Here is a 19,951-nt window from a genome sequence, read left to right on the forward strand (position 1 = left end):
ATATCAACGAGGAAATAAGATTTGAACCAGCGTGGAACGGGGCTGACGGCAGGATAAACCCGCCGCCAGATTCGAGGCCAGTCAGGCATCGGTAGTGACGTGCAGCGCGTCAGGAGGCAGTGCAACGCTGAGGATCACCGGCTGGAAAGAGGCTGAACGGCCCAGAATGCTGGAGATACCTTTTGCAATAATAAAACCGCCCACGCCGCCCAGCAGCGCGCCGCTGGCCGCGGCCAGATCGCTGTGGAACAGCATCTGGAAGACGCCGGCCAGGACGAATAAACCGATAAGCGGCGTCATATAAACCAGAAATGCCGAACTCAGCAGGCTGGTTTCGGCAATGCCTAATTCAATACGCTGGCCCGGCTGCAGCGGCTCGACGCTGGTGATTTTCATCACGTGCGCATTTTTTGGCCCCAGCTTGTTCAGCATATGGCTGCCACACCCCTTGCGGGCAGAGCAGCTGCTGCAGGAAGTTTTCATTTCGGAGTGCAGTGTGGCAATACCATTCTGCCACGAGACCACCGTCGCCCATTCTCTCATCATGGTGTTTTACCCATCGTCACGCTGTCAGCAATACGTTTAGCGGTGGCAGGAGGCAGTTCGCCCACTACCGTAATTTCCGCATTATTACGCACTTCAGTCTGCACCGTACGACGCCCAGTGCGCAACTGCTGTGGCGAACTGCTTTTATCCGCCATCGTCACGTTGATGGAAAAACTGAACAGACCATCGGAGTAGAGCCGGGATTCCACCGGGCGATCAAGCGAAGGTAGCTGGCGGCGGCTCTGGGCGATCTCTTTCATTCCGGCGGGCAGCCAGCCAGCTTTCCAGTTGAAGGTCACCGCACCGCTGGTAGGTACCGAAAGCACCGGCGGCAGCTTAGCGGTTTCCAGGCCCTGCATAATCTTACGTACGCCGTCATCCACCGCGAAGCTGACCACGCGGTACTGTTCCAGCGTCTCGCCGTCGCGGTCCATCAGGTCAACCCGCAGCGGCAGCTTAGTGTCGCTGTCCAGCCAGACAATGTAACCGTAGCGCGTACCATCACGCGGCACGATGCGGATCACTTCGCACAGCTGGTCGGCAATGCGCGTGCGGCCAACGGAGACAAAATCATAGGTCGCGGCAAGCTGCTGAAAATCGGCATACACCAGCGCCGGCAACGAATCAACAATGTGATCCCCGGTCATGGTGAACGGTTCCAGCCCCGCTTCAAAATAGCTGACCTCATTGCCGCGCTGGATAATCTCACGGCGCGGCCCATCCATCTGCAACAGCTGGGCAAAGACTTTGTTGTCGATAACGGTATGACGGTAGCGAAGCGATTCAATGCCCATGCGGGAGACATTGATATAGGCAAGTTCGTAACTGAGAGACTGGCTGGCCTGCTCCATCTGTTGCAATAGTGCCCCGGACGGCGTTTGCGCGGCCGGGGCGACAGAGGAGTACATCAGGCTGCCAGCCATAAGGCTGACTGCACACCAAAGCTGCTTCATTACTGCGATTGCATTCCTAACGACTGGTTACCTGGAACCTGAGCAGCAGCCTGCTGATCGGGGCTTTGCTCAAACTGCAGCTGTTCAGCATGCAGACGGCGTTGCAGTTCATAGTCCTGCAGCAGCGCATTCACGCGGCGGCGCTGGTCCTGAACCTGCTGGTTAGCGTTGCTATTGTTAGTGTTCGCGTTGTCTGCGGGCACACCCAGGCTAACCTGGGAAGCCTGCCCCATCATCGGCAGCGTGTTAAACACCGGGGCGTCGGAAGACTGACCGACCACCGGTTTATTGTACTGCTGCACGCCGACAATCACGGCCAAAGAAACGCAAGCGGCGACGCCAACCTGAGTAATCTGAGCTGCCCACGGGCGCACTTTTGCCCAGCACGGCATCACGGCAGCCTGTTCAGGTTTAGGCTGTGCTTCAACAATCAGAGGAGTGACTTTCTGCGCTGGCTCGTTCTCAATCGCCGCCATAACGCGCGCGGAGATATCAAAATCGAGCAGCTGAGGAACATCACCGCGCAATGTGTCGCGAATCAGGTGATAGCTTTCCCAGTTTTTCTGCAGCACAACGTCTTTAGACAACGCGGAAATGGCTTCATTATCCAGCGTTTCACCGTCCATCAGAGCGGAAAGTTGTTCTTTCTGCATACCTCAATACCCTTCCTGTGTCCGCTATCGCTAGCGTTGGATAAGCGGTTGAATTTTATTATCGATAGCTTCACGGGCGCGGAAAATACGGGAGCGAACAGTCCCTACCGGGCAATCCATGATCACGGCTATCTCTTCATAGCTCAGGCCATCGAGTTCACGCAGGGTGATAGCCATGCGCAAGTCTTCGGGTAACGTCTCGATGGTACGAAAAACGATTTGTCGCAACTCTTCTGACAACATTAAGTTCTCAGGGTTCGATATTTCTTTCAGAGCTCCCGCACTTTCGAAATTTTCTGCATCGATCGCGTCCACATCGGTAGACGGCGGGCGGCGCCCCTGAGCAACCAGGTAATTTTTGGCCGTATTGACGGCAATACGATAGAGCCAGGTATAGAAAGCACTGTCGCCCCGAAAAGATTCCAGCGCACGATAGGCCTTAATAAACGACTCCTGCACTACGTCAGGCACGTCTCCGGAGGGCACATAGCGGGAAACCAGGCTCGCCACTTTATGCTGATAGCGAACTACCAGTAAGTTGAATGACTTCTGGTCTCCTTTCTGTACACGCTCTACGAGAACCTGATCCGTTAACTGCTCGCTCATCCGAGGTAAATTCTCCCCAAATCTGTCTTCACGCGTAATCGCACTTCCAGCAATAACTCAATCTTTTTGAGCAAGCATGCGGTTTGAGTCGTCATCATCAGGAAAGTTCCATTACGCCATTATTTTTGTGTAGCCGCCGGGGGACAGGACAAATCAGCACGCTTTTTTATGCATTCTTACGGATTTGTCGGCCACTGCCTCTCTTTGTTCCTGAAACAGTGAAGCTCAGGAGCCCAACAGCCGTCGCAGAGTACCGCAAGGAGCCTCAGTTTTCACCCTATAATCACGACAATAAGTGAACGTTCGTAATATTAAACGCCCTCTTACGCGAATTTTTCAAAAAGATGTCGTTTTTGTGACGAGCACTATTTGATTTGGCTCCCACTCTCGAGCGTGGTCGATAAAAAGCCTTTTTGCCTGGTTAATTTGAGTGCTATGCTCAGCAAACAACCTGTTTAGTAAATTAAACACCATGACTCTCTCTTCCGATTATAGCTGTGACGTGTTGATTATTGGCAGCGGCGCAGCGGGCCTTTCGCTGGCGTTACGGCTGGCCGAAAAACATCAGGTCACCGTGCTGAGCAAAGGCCCGGTCAGTGAAGGCTCCACGTTTTATGCTCAGGGCGGTATTGCCGCGGTGTTTGATGAAACTGACAGCATCGAATCACACGTGGAAGACACCCTGATTGCCGGCGGCGGCCTGTGCGAACGTGAGGCCGTCTCCTTTATCGCCAGCAACGCCCGTCACTGCGTGCAGTGGCTGATCGACAACGGCGTGCTGTTTGATAAAGACACCCCGGCCAACCATGAACAGCCCTACCACCTGACGCGTGAAGGCGGCCACAGCCACCGCCGCATCCTGCACAGCGCCGACGCCACCGGCAAAGCCGTGGAAACGACGCTGGTCAGCCAGGCGCTGAGCCATCCGAATATTAAGCTGATTGAACGCAGTAACGCCGTTGACCTGATTGTTTCCGATAAAATCGGGCTACCGGGCGAGCGCCGCGTGGTGGGCGCCTATATCTGGAACCGCAAGCGTGAAGCGGTGGAAACCTGCCGCGCCCGCGCCGTGGTGCTGGCAACCGGCGGCGCGGCGAAAGTCTATCAATACACCACCAACCCGGACGTCGCCTCCGGTGATGGTATCGCGATGGCCTGGCGTGCAGGCTGTCGCGTCGCCAACCTTGAATTTAATCAGTTCCACCCAACCTGCCTGTTCCACCCGGATGCACGCAACTTTCTGCTGACCGAAGCGCTGCGCGGTGAAGGGGCCGTACTCAAACGCCCTGACGGCACGCGCTTTATGCCTGACTTCGATGCGCGCGGCGAGCTGGCCCCACGTGATATCGTGGCGCGGGCGATTGACCATGAGATGAAGCGGCTCGGCGCTGACTGCATGTATCTGGACATCAGCCACCAGCCGCCGGAATTTATCCGCGCCCATTTCCCCACCATTTACGAAAAGCTGCTGACGCTCGGCTTTGACCTGACGAAGCAGCCGATCCCGATTGTGCCTGCGGCGCACTACACCTGCGGCGGCGTGATGGTCGATCGGCAGGGCCGCACCGATCTCAGCGGCCTGTATGCTATTGGTGAGGTCAGCTACACCGGCCTGCACGGCGCTAACCGCCTGGCCTCAAACTCGCTGCTGGAGTGCCTGGTGTACGGCTGGTCAGCCGCCGGGGATATCCATCGTCGCCTGCCGGACGTGCCGATGGTGGCGGGGTTACCTGCGTGGGATGAAAGCCGGGTCGATGATTCGGACGAGCGCGTGGTGATCCAGCATAACTGGCACGAGCTGCGGCTGTTTATGTGGGATTACGTCGGTATTGTGCGCACCACTAAACGCCTTGAGCGCGCCCTGCGCCGCATCAACACGCTGCAGCAGGAGATTGACGAATATTACGCCAATTTCCGCATCTCCAACAATCTGCTGGAGCTGCGTAACCTGGTTCAGGTCTCCGAACTGATGGTGCGCTGCGCGATGGCGCGCAAGGAGAGCCGCGGGCTGCACTACACGCTGGACTATCCGGAAGCGCTGGATGAAGCGCTGCCGACCATTCTGCAGCCGCAGCTGAACGATTAATTAGTGGAACCTTTCTTTAGCGGAATAAATAGAAATCGCGGGTCAGGCTACAGTGCGCTTCAGAGTACTGCTGGTCTGGCCCGCGAATCGTCATCCGGTCCAGCAGTTGTTCACCCGCTTGCGGGGAGAGCGCCAGCAGCACGCGGTTTGGTGGCCGCGTCTCGTTATCAGACACGTCGGTGCGAAAACGCAGATGCCAGCCGCGCTGCAGCGCCAGCTCCACCAGCTTACTCCCGGCTGCTTCCGGCAGGACGACGCAGAAAAACCCCTCTTCAGCGATCAGATCCTCAGCACACTTCAGCAATACATCGTGCGTCAGGCTGGCGGTGTAGCGCGCGGAAGCCCGCTGCGGGCTGGCGCACTCCGATCCCGGCGCAAAATAGGGAGGATTGCTGACAATCAGCGAATAGCGCTGCACGCAGCGTTCGCTCCAGCTAACAATATCCGCCTGGTGCACATGCACTCTGCCGGGCCACGGCGATGCTGCGACATTTTCTTTGGCCTGCCCGGCTGCCGCTTCATCCAGTTCCACCGCATCAATTTCGACGTTTTCAGCGGTTCTCTGCGCCAGCATCAGGGCAATTAAACCACTGCCGCTGCCGATATCCAGCGCGCGCGTAACGTTCGCCACCGGCGCCCAGGCGCCCAGCAGCACGCCATCGGTGCCGACCTTCATCGCACAGCGATCGTGAGCAACAAAAAACTGCTTGAAGGTAAATCCGTTGGCGCGAAGAATGGCTTTCTGTTGTGACATTTGACTGACCTGAAAGGGAAACGGCGCTAGCATAGGACAATCCGCGATGAAGGAAAAGTCATTAACTCGACACAAACAGATGAAGATCGCGCTCAATCTGTCTATAATCAGCGCCCCAAACTGAGGTAGACCATGACTGTAACCACTTTTTCCGAACTCGAACTTGACGAGAGCCTACTGCAAGCCCTGCAGGAGAAAGGCTACACGCGCCCTACTGCCATTCAGGCAGAAGCTATTCCGGCTGCACTGGAGGGTCGCGACGTTCTGGGTTCGGCACCAACCGGTACAGGCAAGACTGCGGCCTACCTGCTGCCCGCGCTACAACATTTGCTCGACTTCCCACGTAAGAAGTCCGGCCCGCCGCGCATTTTGATCCTGACCCCGACCCGGGAACTGGCGATGCAGGTTGCAGACCAGGCGCGTGAGATGGCGAAACATACCCACCTTGATATCGCCACCATCACCGGCGGCGTGGCGTTTATGAACCACGCCGAAGTTTTCAGTGAAAACCAGGATATCGTGGTCGCCACCACCGGCCGCCTGCTTCAGTATATTAAAGAAGAAAACTTCGACTGCCGCGCGGTAGAAACGCTGGTGCTGGATGAAGCCGACCGCATGCTGGACATGGGCTTCGCGCAGGATATCGAAACTATCGCCGCCGAAACCCGCTGGCGCAAACAGACGTTACTGTTCTCCGCTACGCTGGAAGGCGAAGCGATCAAAGACTTCGCAGAACGCATTCTGAACGAGCCGATCGAGATTGAAGCCGATCCGGCACGCCGCGAGCGTAAAAAAATCCAGCAGTGGTACTACCGCGCTGACCATATCAAACACAAAACCGCACTGCTGATCCACCTGATGAAGCAGCCGGAAGTGACCCGTGCCGTGGTGTTCGTGCGCAAGCGCGAGCGTGTGCACGAGCTGTGCGGCTGGCTGCGTGAAGCGGGCATCAACACCAGTTACCTGGAGGGGGAACTGGTGCAGGCCAAGCGTAACGAAGCGATCAAACGCGTGGTTGAAGGCCGCGTTAACGTACTGGTGGCCACCGATATCGCTGCACGCGGCATCGACATCGACGATGTCAGCCACGTGTTCAACTTCGATATGCCGGTCACCGCAGATACCTACCTGCATCGTATTGGCCGTACCGGGCGTGCAGGCAAAAAAGGCATCGCCATCTCCCTGGTAGAAGCCCACGACAACATGCTGCTGGGCCGCATCAGCCGCTACATCAAAGAGCCGCTGAAAGCGCGTACCATTGATGAGCTGCGCCCGACCACCCGCGCGCCGAATGAGAAGCTGAAAGGCAAACCGTCGAAGAAAGTGCTGGAAAAGCGTAAGCAGCAGAAAGAAAAAGAGAAGGCTGAAGAGAAACCGCGCGTCAAAGAGCGCCATCGCGACACCAAAAATATCGGTAAGCGCCGCAAGCCAAGCGCGGCGAAAACTGACAGTGCGGAATAATCACACTGCATAACAAAAAACCGCCTCCAGGGGCGGTTTTTTATTCGCCGATCGCGAGCAGAAATGGACCTTAGCGCAGAGAATTTCGTCCAGCCCGCAAAAAAACTCAACCTCAACAGTCTCTCAGCAAAAAATCAGGCCTAAAAACCGCATATTATCAGTTACGTAGACAAAATAAGCGGATGGCGCGATATTCGCCATCCGCTTATTTACCGACGGCTGTTAATGCTTAAAGGCTTTCAGTAAAGGTACGCGTAATCACGTCACGCTGCTGTTCTGGCGTCAAAGAGTTAAAACGCACGGCATAACCGGAAACGCGAATGGTCAGCTGCGGATATTTCTCCGGGTGCTTCACCGCCTCTTCCAGCGTTTCACGGCTCAGGACGTTGACGTTCAGATGCTGACCGCCCTCCACGCGCACCTGCGGTTTCACCTCCAGCGGGATTTCACGATATTCGATTTCACCGAGATCGCTGACCGGTACCACCTGATCTTCGCTGTAGCCGGCTTTAGCACAAACGCAGCGTGCTTCCGCTTTGTCGCTGTCCAGCAGCCAGAAAGAGTTCAGCAGGGCATTATTGGTTGCTTGAGTAATTTGAATTCCGGTAATCATGTTGTTGCCTCCCAGGCAATGGGCGCTGAAGAGAAGCTCAGCGCCAGGTTGATGGATAAACCCGTAATTGACTGGGATCTGTATACCAGCCTGCGAATAAGGCCTCTTTGATGCAAATCAAGCCATCGCTGGCACACTCGCTGGGTGATTGAGCAACTTTCTGTTTTATATCAATTTTAGCCGGATAATAATTTCTTCAATTCGTGTAAAAATTCAATTATTTTTTAAGTGTCACCCCGTGGGAAAGCGCGTTAAGCTACGCCCTTTGATGACGTTAAGGAGACGGTAATGGTCAATACCATGACCTGGCACGATGTGCTGGCTGAGGAAAAAGAGAAACCTTACTTTAAGGAGACGCTGGCCCGGGTAGCGGCAGAGCGTGCGGCTGGCAAAACCGTCTATCCCCCGCAGAAAGATGTTTTTAACGCTTTTCGCCTCACCGAACTGGGCGCGGTAAAAGTGGTTATTCTGGGTCAGGACCCTTATCACGGCCCCAACCAGGCGCATGGACTGGCCTTTTCCGTACTGCCGGGGGTCGCAGTGCCCCCTTCGCTGGTCAATATGTATAAAGAGCTGGTGACGGATATTCCCGGCTTCCAGCGCCCGAATCACGGCTTCCTTGAAAGTTGGGCACTGCAGGGGGTGATGCTGCTGAACACCGTGCTGACGGTGGAAGCCAGCCAGGCGCATTCGCACGCCAAATTCGGCTGGGAAACCTTTACCGATAACGTTATTGCCGCCATTAACCAGCATCGCGAAGGCGTGGTCTTTCTGCTGTGGGGCTCGCACGCGCAGAAGAAAGGCAGCATTATTGACCGCCAGCGCCACCATGTCCTGCAGGCGCCGCACCCTTCCCCGCTCTCCGCGCATCGCGGCTTTTTTGGCAGCGCCCACTTTTCCAAAACTAATCAGTGGCTGAGCGAGCATGGCGAAACGCCGATTGACTGGGCACCGCAGTTACCGGCTGAATAACTCGTAAGATCAGGGGGAAGCCGCCCCCTGAAAAATAATTTCCCTGCTGAATCACTTACATTTCCACACGCTTAACTGCGAATTCCATCACAACTTCTTATCAAGTTTTGCCCTCACCTGCCGATGGGTTCGAAGTCGAGGAGCATAAAAATGCTCCCTTTCTGGCTCGAACCAACTTAGGGGTAAATCAATGTCATCGCTAAAGAATATGAAAGTAGGCGTGCGGCTGGGTGCTGCATTTGGCCTGGTGATCCTGCTTTTGATCATCGTCAGCGCTACCGCAATTATTAAGACCAGCAACATTAATCATTCCATCGACAGCATCATCAGCGACCGCTACACCAAAGTCCGCCTGTCGTTTGACGTGCGCGACGGCGTTAACGACCAGATCAAGTTTCTACGCGGAATGGTGCTGGACGCCGCCAACCCGGGTGCTAACGATAAGCGTTTTGCTCAGCTGAATGCGGCAACCGCCAAAACCAATGCGGCGATTGAAAAAATTGCCCAGCTGCAAACCACGCCAGTCGGCATTAAGAAGATCAAGGATGTGAAAGCGGCCGCTGCCCTGTTCGAGCAGGATAAACAGGATCTGCTGGATCTGATCCGTGCGCGGGATATCACCAATGCTACCGAAGTGGTGCTGCGTAAAATCACCTCCACCCAGAATGCCTTCCTTGATATCGTGGTGGCCTTTGCCGACTCGCAGTCTGGACAGCTGCAGGCCGAAGGCGTTAAGGCGGTGAAGGATGGCTCAACGGCGATAAAGATCACGCTGATCTTCTCCGCGCTGGCAATGATTGCGGCGGTGCTGCTGGGCTATTTCCTCACCCGTTCTATCGTACGCCCGCTGCGTGAAGCGGTGAAAATTGCCGAAAATGTCGCGGCGGGCGATCTGCGCAGCGCCATTCATGTCACCTCAACGGACGAAACCGGCCAGCTGATGCAGGCGCTGAAGAACATGAATGAAAATCTGCAGAAAATTGTCTATGAAGTGCGCTCCGGCACCGACCTGATTGCCAGTGCCTCCAGCGAAATTTCGGCGGGCAATATGGACCTCTCTGCCCGTACCGAGCAGCAGGCCAGCTCGCTGGAAGAGACCGCTTCGGCAATGGAACAGATCACCTCAACGGTGAAGCAGAACGCCGACAACGCACGCCAGGCCAACCAGCTGGCCGCACAGGCTTCACAGGTTGCCTTGCAGAGCGGCGATGCGGTGAAACAGGTGGTCAGCACCATGGAGATGATTAACGGATCGTCGAAAAAAATCGTCGATATCATCAGCGTGATTGACGGCATTGCCTTCCAGACCAATATCCTGGCGCTGAACGCCGCCGTTGAAGCCGCACGCGCTGGCGAGCAGGGGCGCGGTTTTGCCGTTGTTGCCTCCGAAGTACGCAGCCTGGCGCAGCGCTCGGCTTCCGCCGCGAAAGAGATCGCGCAGCTGATTCAGGACTCGGTGAGTAAAGTTGATGAGGGTGGCAAACAGGTGGCGAAAGCAGGTTCCACCATGGATGAAGTGCTCTCCAGCGTGAAAAGCGTGACGCAGATTATTGGCGAAATCTCGATTGCCAGCGCCGAACAGAGCAGCGGTATTGATGAGATTAACATGGCGATCACCCAGATGGACCAGGTGACCCAGCAGAACGCCGCGCTGGTCAACGAGTCAGCCGCGGCCGCGCAGTCGATGCAGGAGCAGGCAGATCAGCTGTCGGTCGCGATCCGCGCATTTAAGGTTAACGAACCTGCTTTCCAGTAAGCGCGCATAAAAATAGCCGCACAAGGCGGCTATTTGGATACTGCAGGAGCGACCGGGGAAAAGGTCGCCCCGTGCAGGCATTAAGCTTTGGCTTTGGCGACGGCAACCATCGCCGGGCGCAGCAGGCGACCGTTCAGGGTATAACCGCGCTGCATCACCATCAGCACGTGGTTTGGTGCGACCTCTTCAGACTCCATCATCGACATCGCCTGATGCACTTCCGGGTTGAACGGCACATTGGTGTCGCCAACCACTTCCACGCCAAACTTACGTACCGCACCCAGCAGTGACTTCATGGTCAGGTCGATGCCTTCAATCATCGAAGCCAGTTCCAGGTTCTCTTTATCGGCCACTTCCAGCGCGCGCTCCAGGCTGTCGATCACTGGCAGCAGCTCGTTGGCGAATTTTTCCAGCGCAAATTTGTGCGCTTTTTCCACATCCAGTTCGGCACGGCGACGGATGTTTTCGATCTCTGCCTGAGCACGCAGCTGCGCATCGCGCACGCCACCCAGAGAGTCGGCCAGCTGTGCTTCCAGTTCAGCAATACGCTCATCACGCGGATCCACCACTTCTGCTGTTTCCGCGTCCTGGTTTTGTGCCTGCTCCATCTCGATTTCGTCTGAAACTTGCTCGTTTGGTGTGTTCTGTTCTTTACTACTCATGAATTTCTCCGCGTTTGTGCATATTCATCTCGCTGGTTCGCTTATTATGGGGATCAGAATCGCGGTTTCAAGGGAACCAGTCACATTGTCGGGGCAGTTTACCTCGTAAGGAATGCCAGTAACATGAATACCCACTTCAACTGCATCGGGATCGTCGGCCATCCACGCCACCCCACCGCACTCAGCACCCATGAAATGCTGTATCGCTGGCTGACCGGGAAAGGCTATCAGGTCATTATTGAGCAGCAGATCGCGCGCGAGTTGAAACTGGATGGCGTCCTGACCGGAACGCTGGCGGAGATTGGCCGCAAGGCCGATTTGGCGGTGGTGGTCGGCGGTGATGGCAATATGCTGGGTGCGGCGAGAGTACTGGCGCGCTATGACATCAAAGTGATCGGTATCAACCGCGGCAACCTGGGTTTTCTCACCGACCTTGACCCGGATAATGCGCAGCAGCAGCTGGCCGACGTGCTGGAAGGGGAATACTTCGCTGAGAGCCGCTTCCTGCTGGAAGCCCAGGTTTGCCGCCAGTCCGGCACGCCGCGCATTGGCACGGCGATAAACGAAGTGGTGCTGCACCCGGGCAAAGTGGCGCATATGATCGAATTCGAGGTCTATATTGACGAGAACTTTGCGTTCTCGCAGCGGTCGGACGGCCTGATCATCTCCACGCCGACCGGTTCCACCGCCTATTCCCTCTCGGCCGGCGGGCCAATCCTCACCCCGTCGCTGGATGCCATTGTGCTGGTGCCGATGTTCCCGCATACCCTGTCGGCCCGCCCATTAGTGATCAACAGCAGCAGCACCATCCGCCTGCGTTTTTCCCATATGCGCGGCGACCTGGAGATCAGCTGCGACAGCCAGATAGCGCTGCCTATCCAGCAGGGAGAAGATGTACTAATCCGCCGCAGCGATTATCACCTGAACCTGATCCACCCGAAAAATTATAATTATTTCAACACGCTAAGCTCAAAGCTCGGCTGGTCAAAAAAATTATTCTAAAAAGCGTGCTGCCTGAGTTTACTGTTTATAAAACCAGTATATACTGTATGAAAAACCATATCTGTGTTTTCATACAGGAAAGACAATTATGCTGGCACAACTGACCATCAGTAACTTCGCGATTGTTCGCGAGCTTGAGATCGACTTTCAGCGCGGAATGACGGCTATCACCGGGGAAACCGGTGCGGGTAAATCCATCGCCATTGACGCGCTGGGTTTGTGTCTGGGTGGTCGTGCCGAGGCTGATATGGTGCGCCAGGGGGCAGCGCGGGCCGATATCTGCGCGCGCTTCTCCCTCAAAGATACCCCTTCCGCGCAGCGCTGGCTGACGGACAACCAGCTGGATGACGGTAACGAGTGCCTGCTGCGCCGCGTGATCAGCAGCGACGGTCGCTCACGCGGCTTTATCAACGGCACTGCGGTGCCGCTCTCCCAGCTGCGTGACCTCGGCCAAGCGCTTATCCAGATCCACGGCCAGCACGCCCATCAGCTGCTGCTCAAGCCTGAACACCAGAAAACGCTGCTGGATGCCTACGCCGGTGAGCCTCTGCTGATGCAAAACATGGCGCAGCACTACCGTCAGTGGCATCAGAGCTGCCGCGCGCTGGCGCAGCATCAGCAGCTGGCGCAGGAGCGTGAAGCGCGTCGTGAGCTGCTGCAGTATCAGCTGAAAGAGCTGAACGAGTTTGCGCCGGTCAGCGGCGAATATGAGCAGATCGATGAAGAGTATAAGCGCCTGGCAAACAGCGGGCAGCTGCTCTCGACCAGCCAGCAAGCCCTGCTGATGCTGGCCGATGGCGAAGAGAACAACCTGCAAAGCCAGCTGTATACCGCGCGCCAGCTGATGACCGAGCTGATGGAGATGGACGACAAGCTGAGCGGCGTGTCTGTCATGCTGGAAGAGGCCGCGATCCAGATCAGTGAGGCCAGCGATGAGCTGCGCCACTACTGTGACCGCCTCGACCTTGATCCTAACCGCCTGCACGAGCTGGAGCAGCGCCTGTCGCGCCAGATTAGCCTGGCGCGCAAGCATCACCTCGCCCCGGAAGAGCTGCCCGTATTTCATCAGCAGCTGCTGGCAGAACAGCAGCTGCTTGACCAGCAGGAGAGCGACCAGGACGAGCTGAGCGAAGCCGTCAGCGTGCACTATGCTGCTGCCCTGAGCTGCGCACAGCAGCTGCACGCACGCCGCACTCATTTCGCCAACGAGCTGAGCGGGCTGATCACCGACAGCATGCACACGCTGTCGATGCCGCACGGCCGCTTCAGCATTGAAATTCAGTTCAACCCGGACCACCTGACGGCAGAAGGCGCGGACCGTATCGATTTCCGCGTCAGCACCAACCCTGGCCAGCCGGTTCAGCCGCTGGGCAAAGTGGCATCGGGCGGTGAGCTGTCGCGCATCGCGCTGGCTATCCAGGTGATTACCGCACGTAAAATGGATACGCCGGCGCTGATTTTCGATGAGGTGGACGTGGGTATCAGCGGGCCAACTGCTGCGGTGGTGGGTAAAATGCTGCGCCAGCTGGGTGAATCCACTCAGGTGATGTGCGTGACGCACCTGCCGCAGGTTGCGGGCTGTGGTCATCAGCATTTCTACGTCAGTAAAGAGACCGACGGCGCGATGACCGAAACGCATATGCAGCCGCTGGACAAGCGCGCCCGCCTGCAGGAACTAGCACGTTTACTGGGCGGCAGCGAGGTCACGCGCAACACGCTGGCGAACGCCAAAGAGCTTTTAGCCGCCTGACCATTGCACTTTTTTACCGGATTGTGGTCATATCGTTGCTTCGCAGAGGTTTTAAACTGCGGAAAGGTTTATTATCATCGGCAGCTTACACTGGTATCGTAGTTGCACACTGATAGACCCATGTCCTGGAGCGGCTTGTTTCAGGGAGTCCGGGGATACGAATATAGCCACAAAGGAATAAACATTGATTATGCGCTGTAAAACGCTGACTGCTGCCGCGGTGGTTCTTCTGATGATGACCGCTGGATGTTCCACTCTGGAGCGAGTGGTTTACCGCCCGGATATCAACCAGGGCAACTACCTGGTCGCCAATGACGTCGCCAAAATCCATACTGGCATGACCCAACAGCAGGTTGCGTACACGCTGGGCACGCCGATGATGCACGACCCGTTTGGTAAAAACGTGTGGTATTACGTATTCCGTCAGGAGCCAGGCCATGAGCCGGTGAAACAGCAGACGCTGACCCTGACGTTTGATCAGAACGGCACGCTGACCAACATTGATAACAAACCTGCACTGAGCAAAAACGAAGGTTAATCGTCTGTTCATGCCGTGGCCGCCCCTCTTTTCCGGTCGGCCCATAAAAAAATAAGGCGCTCAATGCGCCTTATTTTTTTGCTGCCCGCTCCGCCCGCTGGCGGCGCAGATCTTTCGGGTCGGCAATCAGCGGCCGATAGATTTCGATGCGGTCACCGCTTTGCACTTCATCCTGCAGCTTCACCGGGCGGCTGAAAATCCCCACCTTGTTCTGCTGCAAACTGATGTCGCTGCGTATCTCCAGCAGGCCTGAGGCGATGATCGCTTGCTCTACGCTGCTGCCTTCCGGCACTTTAACGCTGTAAAGATACTGCTTGTCCGGCAGTGCATACGCCACTTCCACCACGATATCAGGCACTGTAGACCTCTTTCGCCCGCTGGGTAAACGCCTGCACCATGCTGCTGGCCAGCTCTTTAAAGATGCGGCCAAATGCCAGCTCAACCAGCATGTTGGTGAACTCAAAGTCCAGATTGAGCTCAACCTTGCAGGCCTCTTCGCTCAGCGCAGTAAAACGCCAGCCGCCGGTCAGCTTACGGAACGGGCCATCAACCAGCTGCATATGGATACTTTGATTATCGGTCAGCGTATTGCGGGTGACGAAGGTTTTACTGATACCGGCTTTGGAGACGTCAACTGAAGCGGTCATCTGGTCATCGCTGGCGTCCAGCACCCGGCTACCGGTGCAGCCCGGTAAAAACTGCGGATAGCTGTCAACGTCGTTAACTAAGCGGTACATCTGCTCAGCACTGTACGGCACCAGCGCGGAACGACTAATCTGGGACATAACGATTCCTGTCAATTTCTAGAACTTATCAATAATACCATTGCCAGCAATCAAACAAAAATTCTCTCCGGCCGGGCATCTGCTAGAATACCCGTTTACCCCGCTGGTAACGTTACAGGGGATGCCATTAATCACGGCTTCATGTAAACTAAGTGGCACTATGACAAAGAAAAAAGCACATAAACCCGGTTCCGCTACCATTGCCATGAACAAGCGCGCCCGCCATGAATACTTCATCGAAGAAGAGTTCGAAGCCGGGCTTTCGCTCCAGGGATGGGAAGTCAAAACTCTCCGCGCCGGTAAGGCCAACATCAGCGACAGCTACATCATGCTGCGCGATGGCGAAGCTTACCTGTTCGGGTCAACTTTCCAGCCTTTGAGCGTCGCCTCTACGCATTATGTCTGCGACCCGACGCGCAGCCGCAAGCTGCTGCTGAAAAAACGCGAGCTCGACACGCTGATTGGTAAAGTTAACCGTGATGGTTACACCATTATTGCGCTGTCGATGTACTGGAAAAACGCCTGGGCTAAGCTGAAAATCGGCCTGGCAAAAGGTAAGCGCGAGCACGACAAGCGCGATGACATCAAAGATCGTGAGTGGAAATTAGACAAAGCGCGTATCATGAAACACGCTAATCGCTAACCTACTGGTACAGCGACAGGTTTTTCTGATATACTGCGAAACAGTACTTGGGGCTGATTCTGGATTCGACAGGATTTGCGTAGCCCTAGGAGCATGCCGAGGGGCGGTTTGCCTCGTTAAAAGCCGCAAAAAAATAGTCGCAAACGACGAAAACTACGCACTAGCAGCTTAATACCCTGCTTAGAGCCTTCTCTCCCTAGCTTCCGTTCTTAAGACGGGGATCAAGAGAAGTCAAACCCAAAAGAACTCGTGTGGATACCCGGCCTGGGGTTGAAGCACTAAAACTAATCAGGCTAGTTTGTCAGTGGCGTGTCTGTCCGCAGCTGGCCGGCGAATGTAAAGACTGACTAAGCATGTAGTGCCGACGGTGTAGTAATTCTGGACGGGGGTTCAAATCCCCCCAGCTCCACCAAATAAAACAAAGGGTTACGTTCCAGCGTAGCCCTTTTTCTATTGAAGTGGCGGCAAATTGGCGACAGACTAGCAATTTTAGTTTGTTATGTCGCTGTTAAGTAATGCTGGCCTTATCAGGCATACAGTTGGGTCGTAGCAGCCGTTCAACTGAAATTTAAGAAAGTGCTACGGATTTGAGTGCCCCATTAAGGCAACCTCTAGGAGTTTCGATGAATACTTTCGAAAAGGGCTCAGATCTGCTTTCAAAACGCATTTATGCTATGAGTGGCTTAATCATGGCATTAGCGAATATTGGACTACACCCAGTACTCGTTATTCCTATTAGTGCTTTACTTGTAGCATTTCTGCGTAAATGATAGCGTAACAAGTCCGGCCTAACGAAAGTTAGGCCACCCCAACCTCTTAGCTTAAACTATCTTATTTTAAAAGGATGTTACATGGCTACACAGTTTGAAAAATTAAAAAAAGAGTTGGATGAACTCGATAGAATGGGTCGTGTTCTATATTTCTCCATGCTCAAAGAATGTGATAAAGTTGATGATGAGTTTGTCCTTAAATTAAAAGAGAATGGCTACGAGATAGTAAATTTCAGACTCGAATACCAAAGCTGGTACACTAAGTCCTATCGAGTAGTATCTCAACTAATTAAAGAAAGATTATCAGAATTTGAATACTTATATAAAGGTGATCCGAAAAGAAAAAGCATTAGTTACTCAAACTACTCAATTACCGATTATATTCTTCAATTAGAAACCACGAACGGACTAGGCGAAAGAATCCGTACTCCAGCTGATGCAGTGTCTAAGATGGAGATACAATATAAAATCTTATCCTCTGCAAGAGAACGATTCACTAGTGTTCTATTCGACATCAAAGATATTGTACAGGCTGATATTTTTGATTCAGAACTCGACACCTCGCGTGAACTTAATAAAAAAGGGTTCGTACGAGCAGCAGGGGCGGTTACTGGTGTAATACTTGAGAAGCACTTATCTCATATTTGTTCATTGCATGAAATTAAATTACGCAAAGCTAATCCGGGAATTTCTGATTACAACCAATCATTGAAAGACAATGAAGTGATCGATACGCCCACGTGGCGTTTTATTCAACATTTGGGTGATATCCGTAATCTTTGTGATCACAAAAAAGAACGTGAACCAACGAAAGATGAAGTTAATGATTTTATTATCGGAGTTGATAAAATCACTAAAACTGTATACTAATATAGCAATGAAGGCTTCTTGCCTTCATTTTTATTTTCTAAATGCTCAAACGCCGCTTGCCATGCTGTACTCTCATCAGGAAATGGCTTAACAGCAATGCACCGCCACTCATTTTCCCCGCTGCCAATCACCAAATACCGTACATCCCACTGATCGCCGCGTGGCCATATGACGTATCGCCCATCCGGTACGCCGTTGCGCGGCAGCGTATCCGCTTCAGTCAGCTTTTCACCTCTGGCCATAAACATAAAAACAGCCCCATTGATGGTTATGCGTCTCATAGTTCTGCCCTCTGTGAATATAAAAACTGTATATAATTACAGTATATTCATTTCGGTAATTTCAGTCACCCCGTGAAACCACTCACACCGCAAAGCCGCGCCGCACCTGAGTTTTTCATTCTCAGCCATTACGCTAACGATCCCATTAACGATCCGGGAATTTGACGCAATATATGCAAAACCCTTTCATATCTGATGCTTACGATTTTTAAGCGATCCTTTAATGATCCAGAAAACTGAAAAATGCTGAAATCCTTTTCAATCTTTTCAGTTTGGGTTTTTCCGCAAAGGCCCAGCGGCGGCGCGGGCTGGCGGTGTGGTTTGTAGAAATATGAAACTGAAAAAACTTTTAGATCCAAAAACGGCAGGCGGGTGCGGTGTAGTGCCGTTTTTGTCTCCGACCCGTTTATTTTGTCAGGCTGTGGCGGGCTGTGCGCCACGCTGCTGCGTTAATCCTTTTTGGTTTGATACGGACGCCGCCACGCTGCCGCGCCTCGCTGTGCGCGTTCTGGTGGCTCTGGGGTATGGGCGTAAAAAAGCCCGCACTGGGCGGGCTGAGTTTCTGGCGGGGATCAGCCGATTACCGGCCTGTATTTTGTTTTCAGTTTATCGGCCTGACTGCCCGTCTGCGCGATGGCTGCCGCGTTCGTCGGCTGTCCCGTGTCCGGGTGCGTATGGGCTGCCGTCAGCTGCGCCAGCTGCCTGACCACATCGAGGGTATCCAGCATCAGCTGCATCACGTTAATCTGCTGACTACCTACCCAGACAACGGGCGCAATCACCTGCTGCTGCGCGGCGGCGATGCTGCTGCGTATGCCCCCGATTTTTTCCATCAGGTCGCCTGCCACATCGCTGGTACTGCCTCCCGCGATGCTGGCTTTGCAGTCGCCCGATACAGTGGCCACACGGTTACCCTGTACCGCCTGCGCATAATCGCCCAGCGTGACACATTCAATAGCTCCGGCCAGCAGCGTGCTCTTACCCACTACGGTAGTTTTGTCCGTGGCCTTAACCGTGGTTTCCCGCGCTATAAGGGTGCGGGTCTCGTCGTCGGCCTCGATGCTGCGCGACATTGAAGACTCAGTGATCGCCTGGTCCGTTTTGCGCACCCAGTCACCGCCCTGGGTGATGCGCTGCGAAACTTCCTCCCGCTGCTGCTGTAGCTGCTCGCCCGGCTTTATGTCCGGCAGGCTGTTGCCCTGCGCCATGGTCTGCCGGACAAAGGGCTTATCCGGCCTGCCTCCGGTAAAGCCAATTTCGACCAGCGTCCCGGCTGGCGGAAACTGGAACATGCCGGAATCATTGCCCGCCATAGGGACAGGAAGCGGCACGGCTGAATAAAGCGGCGTGCTGCCGTCCGGGTTGCCGTCCGCATCCAGCAGCTGCAAATCCACGGCGTATCGTGGCCGGAACGGATCGGCAAAATCGCCACTGCTGACCGACTCGGCAGGCGCTTCAACCCGCGCAAACTTTGGCAGATGCAGGCCGGAAGCCAGCTCAGGGTAAGCAACCTCGATCTGGCGCTGAACTGGCGATTTTTGGGATGCCCTGCCCGTCACCTGACTGCGCGAAGCCCATGTAATTTCCAGCTCGTCATTGTGCAGTCTGACCCGCGTCAGCCGCTGGCCGTTCAGCTCCACGCCGGGGCGGATGCTCTGCACCACCGGGATGGTCATGGCATTGCCGCCCGTGGCGCTGCTGGCGAACTCTGCCGGAACGTCCACGGGTTTTCCGGCAAACAGGGCGTGCTCTGCCGCGCCCAGCCACACGTCCCCGTCCGGCAGCTGATACCACTGATAATCGGTGACGCCGAACGCCGCGCCCAGACTGGCCAGCAGCTGGAAGCCCGTCCCCGAATGGGTAAAGTGCGGGATCGGCTTATCAGCATATGAGGCGCTGGCCACGCTGACCGTCAGCCCGCTGTTTTCCGTCAACCAGCCAGCAATCTGGCGCAGCGTGGGATGCTGAAACGAGCACGGCCAGCTGCGATCAAAAATCCCGACCAGCTCGCGCACGAAAAGCCGCTGGTAGCCGTTTTCTGCGGGCTGGCTGCGCTCAACGTAACCCGTAAACCAGCGCAGCACTTTATCCGTGTACCCCACATCAAGCCGGACCACCTTCCCGGTGTAGTCCTGTGCGGTTTCTGCGGTAATAAACCCCCGCCCGCAGCCGTTCAGCTCCAGCACGATATTCACATCTACCAGGTGAACCGCATCACCGGACAGCCACAGCTTTTTGATTGGTTTCATC

General features: G+C 54.9%; 22 protein-coding genes and 1 other RNA gene. 11 read left to right on the forward strand and 12 right to left on the reverse strand.

Going from position 1 to position 19,951, the window contains the following annotated elements; genetic code table 11:
- Positions 1-81 precede the first annotated feature (81 nt).
- Genes rseC through rpoE form a run of 4 tightly spaced genes read right to left on the reverse strand, consistent with a single transcriptional unit; the run spans position 82 to position 2,758 of the window.
- On the reverse strand, positions 82-546 hold the full coding sequence (gene rseC / locus J2Y91_RS02235) for a SoxR-reducing system protein RseC (protein WP_048915069.1): 465 nt from the start codon (positions 544-546) through the stop codon (positions 82-84).
- Complete coding sequence (rseB, locus tag J2Y91_RS02240; RefSeq protein ID WP_048915068.1) at positions 543-1,499, reverse strand: sigma-E factor regulatory protein RseB; 957 nt, start codon at positions 1,497-1,499, stop codon at positions 543-545. The genes rseC and rseB overlap by 4 nt, the downstream gene beginning before the upstream one ends.
- Positions 1,499-2,152, reverse strand: coding sequence for an anti-sigma-E factor RseA (gene rseA / locus J2Y91_RS02245; RefSeq protein ID WP_253536968.1), 654 nt, complete (start codon positions 2,150-2,152; stop codon positions 1,499-1,501). Before rseA ends, rseB begins: the two co-directional genes overlap by 1 nt.
- 30 nt (positions 2,153-2,182) lie before the next feature.
- Positions 2,183-2,758, reverse strand: coding sequence for an RNA polymerase sigma factor RpoE (gene rpoE, locus J2Y91_RS02250; RefSeq protein ID WP_048915066.1), 576 nt, complete (start codon positions 2,756-2,758; stop codon positions 2,183-2,185).
- Positions 2,759-3,230: 472 nt separating this feature from the next.
- Between rpoE and nadB the strand changes: the two genes are divergently transcribed.
- On the forward strand, positions 3,231-4,844 hold the full coding sequence (gene nadB / locus J2Y91_RS02255) for an L-aspartate oxidase (RefSeq protein WP_253536971.1): 1,614 nt from the start codon (positions 3,231-3,233) through the stop codon (positions 4,842-4,844).
- 16 nt (positions 4,845-4,860) lie between these two features.
- Here nadB and trmN read toward each other — a convergent pair whose 3' ends face one another.
- Positions 4,861-5,598: a tRNA(1)(Val) (adenine(37)-N(6))-methyltransferase TrmN gene (gene trmN / locus J2Y91_RS02260; protein WP_133622983.1), complete on the reverse strand. Its 738-nt coding sequence runs from the start codon at positions 5,596-5,598 to the stop codon at positions 4,861-4,863.
- A 132-nt stretch (positions 5,599-5,730) separates the two neighbouring features.
- Here trmN and srmB point away from each other — a divergent pair, with 132 nt between their 5' ends.
- Positions 5,731-7,059: an ATP-dependent RNA helicase SrmB gene (srmB, locus tag J2Y91_RS02265; RefSeq protein ID WP_048915063.1), complete on the forward strand. Its 1,329-nt coding sequence runs from the start codon at positions 5,731-5,733 to the stop codon at positions 7,057-7,059.
- Positions 7,060-7,288: 229 nt separating this feature from the next.
- On the opposite strand, the gene grcA is transcribed toward srmB, so the two are convergent.
- A complete protein-coding gene (grcA, locus tag J2Y91_RS02270; RefSeq protein WP_048915062.1) occupies positions 7,289-7,672 on the reverse strand; it encodes an autonomous glycyl radical cofactor GrcA in 384 nt (127 codons plus the stop codon).
- Positions 7,673-7,960: 288 nt separating this feature from the next.
- On the opposite strand from grcA, the gene ung reads away from it, so the two are divergent.
- Together ung and J2Y91_RS02280 are read left to right on the forward strand one after the other, a co-directional pair.
- Positions 7,961-8,644, forward strand: a complete 684-nt coding sequence (gene ung / locus J2Y91_RS02275) for a uracil-DNA glycosylase (protein ID WP_133622982.1) — start codon at positions 7,961-7,963, stop codon at positions 8,642-8,644.
- A 190-nt stretch (positions 8,645-8,834) separates the two neighbouring features.
- On the forward strand, positions 8,835-10,400 hold the full coding sequence (locus tag J2Y91_RS02280) for a methyl-accepting chemotaxis protein (RefSeq protein ID WP_133622981.1): 1,566 nt from the start codon (positions 8,835-8,837) through the stop codon (positions 10,398-10,400).
- 80 nt (positions 10,401-10,480) lie between these two features.
- On the opposite strand, the gene grpE is transcribed toward J2Y91_RS02280, so the two are convergent.
- Positions 10,481-11,062, reverse strand: coding sequence for a nucleotide exchange factor GrpE (gene grpE / locus J2Y91_RS02285; RefSeq protein WP_133622980.1), 582 nt, complete (start codon positions 11,060-11,062; stop codon positions 10,481-10,483).
- A gap of 123 nt (positions 11,063-11,185) precedes the next feature.
- On the opposite strand from grpE, the gene nadK reads away from it, so the two are divergent.
- The 3 genes from nadK to bamE all read left to right on the forward strand — a co-directional run bounded on the left by nadK (position 11,186) and on the right by bamE (position 14,352).
- Positions 11,186-12,064: an NAD(+) kinase gene (nadK, locus tag J2Y91_RS02290; protein WP_133622979.1), complete on the forward strand. Its 879-nt coding sequence runs from the start codon at positions 11,186-11,188 to the stop codon at positions 12,062-12,064.
- 88 nt (positions 12,065-12,152) lie between these two features.
- A complete protein-coding gene (recN, locus tag J2Y91_RS02295) occupies positions 12,153-13,814 on the forward strand; it encodes a DNA repair protein RecN (RefSeq protein WP_253536974.1) in 1,662 nt (553 codons plus the stop codon).
- Positions 13,815-14,004: 190 nt separating this feature from the next.
- Positions 14,005-14,352 carry an outer membrane protein assembly factor BamE gene (bamE, locus tag J2Y91_RS02300; RefSeq protein WP_048915057.1) on the forward strand — a complete coding sequence of 116 codons (348 nt, stop codon included), beginning with the start codon at positions 14,005-14,007 and terminating at the stop codon, positions 14,350-14,352.
- A gap of 70 nt (positions 14,353-14,422) precedes the next feature.
- Here the strand turns inward: bamE and J2Y91_RS02305 are convergent, their stop codons facing one another.
- Positions 14,423-14,710: an RnfH family protein gene (locus J2Y91_RS02305; protein ID WP_099753938.1), complete on the reverse strand. Its 288-nt coding sequence runs from the start codon at positions 14,708-14,710 to the stop codon at positions 14,423-14,425.
- The gene (locus J2Y91_RS02310; protein ID WP_253536977.1) at positions 14,703-15,137 is read right to left on the reverse strand and encodes a type II toxin-antitoxin system RatA family toxin; all 435 of its coding nucleotides are present in this window, start codon (positions 15,135-15,137) and stop codon (positions 14,703-14,705) included. Before J2Y91_RS02310 ends, J2Y91_RS02305 begins: the two co-directional genes overlap by 8 nt.
- A gap of 160 nt (positions 15,138-15,297) precedes the next feature.
- Between J2Y91_RS02310 and smpB the strand changes: the two genes are divergently transcribed.
- The 4 genes from smpB to J2Y91_RS02330 all read left to right on the forward strand — a co-directional run bounded on the left by smpB (position 15,298) and on the right by J2Y91_RS02330 (position 17,420).
- Positions 15,298-15,780, forward strand: coding sequence for an SsrA-binding protein SmpB (gene smpB, locus J2Y91_RS02315; protein WP_048915053.1), 483 nt, complete (start codon positions 15,298-15,300; stop codon positions 15,778-15,780).
- Between the two features lie 49 nt (positions 15,781-15,829).
- Positions 15,830-16,192, forward strand: a transfer-messenger RNA (tmRNA) gene (gene ssrA / locus J2Y91_RS02320).
- A gap of 211 nt (positions 16,193-16,403) precedes the next feature.
- On the forward strand, positions 16,404-16,550 hold the full coding sequence (locus J2Y91_RS02325) for a hypothetical protein (protein WP_253536980.1): 147 nt from the start codon (positions 16,404-16,406) through the stop codon (positions 16,548-16,550).
- An 81-nt stretch (positions 16,551-16,631) separates the two neighbouring features.
- The gene (locus J2Y91_RS02330) at positions 16,632-17,420 is read left to right on the forward strand and encodes a hypothetical protein (protein ID WP_253536983.1); all 789 of its coding nucleotides are present in this window, start codon (positions 16,632-16,634) and stop codon (positions 17,418-17,420) included.
- On the opposite strand, the gene J2Y91_RS02335 is transcribed toward J2Y91_RS02330, so the two are convergent.
- The 3 genes from J2Y91_RS02335 to J2Y91_RS02345 all read right to left on the reverse strand — a co-directional run bounded on the left by J2Y91_RS02335 (position 17,417) and on the right by J2Y91_RS02345 (position 19,950).
- The gene (locus J2Y91_RS02335; RefSeq protein WP_253536986.1) at positions 17,417-17,701 is read right to left on the reverse strand and encodes a hypothetical protein; all 285 of its coding nucleotides are present in this window, start codon (positions 17,699-17,701) and stop codon (positions 17,417-17,419) included. The genes J2Y91_RS02330 and J2Y91_RS02335 overlap by 4 nt on opposite strands.
- 128 nt (positions 17,702-17,829) lie before the next feature.
- Entirely contained in the window at positions 17,830-18,141 is a 312-nt protein-coding gene (locus tag J2Y91_RS02340) for a hypothetical protein (protein ID WP_253536989.1), read from the reverse strand.
- Between the two features lie 132 nt (positions 18,142-18,273).
- The gene (locus J2Y91_RS02345; protein ID WP_253536992.1) at positions 18,274-19,950 is read right to left on the reverse strand and encodes a phage baseplate assembly protein V; all 1,677 of its coding nucleotides are present in this window, start codon (positions 19,948-19,950) and stop codon (positions 18,274-18,276) included.
- Position 19,951: the final 1 nt, after the last annotated feature.

It is taken from the genome of Erwinia aphidicola, from assembly GCF_024169515.1.
Taxonomy (GTDB): Bacteria; Pseudomonadota; Gammaproteobacteria; order Enterobacterales; family Enterobacteriaceae; genus Erwinia; species Erwinia aphidicola.

What these genes read in the sequence shown, in the direction of transcription:
- rseC (WP_048915069.1), bottom strand. Translation starts at nt 546, where the DNA reads ATGATGAGAGAATGGGCGACGGTGGTCTCGTGGCAGAATGGTATTGCC.
- trmN (WP_133622983.1), bottom strand. Translation starts at nt 5,598, where the DNA reads ATGTCACAACAGAAAGCCATTCTTCGCGCCAACGGATTTACCTTCAAG.
- nadK (WP_133622979.1), top strand. Translation starts at nt 11,186, where the DNA reads ATGAATACCCACTTCAACTGCATCGGGATCGTCGGCCATCCACGCCAC.
- recN (WP_253536974.1), top strand. Translation starts at nt 12,153, where the DNA reads ATGCTGGCACAACTGACCATCAGTAACTTCGCGATTGTTCGCGAGCTT.
- J2Y91_RS02310 (WP_253536977.1), bottom strand. Translation starts at nt 15,137, where the DNA reads ATGTCCCAGATTAGTCGTTCCGCGCTGGTGCCGTACAGTGCTGAGCAG.
- J2Y91_RS02330 (WP_253536983.1), top strand. Translation starts at nt 16,632, where the DNA reads ATGGCTACACAGTTTGAAAAATTAAAAAAAGAGTTGGATGAACTCGAT.
- nadB (WP_253536971.1), top strand. Translation starts at nt 3,231, where the DNA reads ATGACTCTCTCTTCCGATTATAGCTGTGACGTGTTGATTATTGGCAGC.
- J2Y91_RS02325 (WP_253536980.1), top strand. Translation starts at nt 16,404, where the DNA reads ATGAATACTTTCGAAAAGGGCTCAGATCTGCTTTCAAAACGCATTTAT.
- J2Y91_RS02280 (WP_133622981.1), top strand. Translation starts at nt 8,835, where the DNA reads ATGTCATCGCTAAAGAATATGAAAGTAGGCGTGCGGCTGGGTGCTGCA.
- J2Y91_RS02335 (WP_253536986.1), bottom strand. Translation starts at nt 17,701, where the DNA reads ATGAGACGCATAACCATCAATGGGGCTGTTTTTATGTTTATGGCCAGA.
- ung (WP_133622982.1), top strand. Translation starts at nt 7,961, where the DNA reads ATGGTCAATACCATGACCTGGCACGATGTGCTGGCTGAGGAAAAAGAG.
- rseB (WP_048915068.1), bottom strand. Translation starts at nt 1,499, where the DNA reads ATGAAGCAGCTTTGGTGTGCAGTCAGCCTTATGGCTGGCAGCCTGATG.
- bamE (WP_048915057.1), top strand. Translation starts at nt 14,005, where the DNA reads ATGCGCTGTAAAACGCTGACTGCTGCCGCGGTGGTTCTTCTGATGATG.
- J2Y91_RS02345 (WP_253536992.1), bottom strand. Translation starts at nt 19,950, where the DNA reads ATGAAACCAATCAAAAAGCTGTGGCTGTCCGGTGATGCGGTTCACCTG.
- smpB (WP_048915053.1), top strand. Translation starts at nt 15,298, where the DNA reads ATGACAAAGAAAAAAGCACATAAACCCGGTTCCGCTACCATTGCCATG.
- rpoE (WP_048915066.1), bottom strand. Translation starts at nt 2,758, where the DNA reads ATGAGCGAGCAGTTAACGGATCAGGTTCTCGTAGAGCGTGTACAGAAA.
- grpE (WP_133622980.1), bottom strand. Translation starts at nt 11,062, where the DNA reads ATGAGTAGTAAAGAACAGAACACACCAAACGAGCAAGTTTCAGACGAA.
- grcA (WP_048915062.1), bottom strand. Translation starts at nt 7,672, where the DNA reads ATGATTACCGGAATTCAAATTACTCAAGCAACCAATAATGCCCTGCTG.
- rseA (WP_253536968.1), bottom strand. Translation starts at nt 2,152, where the DNA reads ATGCAGAAAGAACAACTTTCCGCTCTGATGGACGGTGAAACGCTGGAT.
- srmB (WP_048915063.1), top strand. Translation starts at nt 5,731, where the DNA reads ATGACTGTAACCACTTTTTCCGAACTCGAACTTGACGAGAGCCTACTG.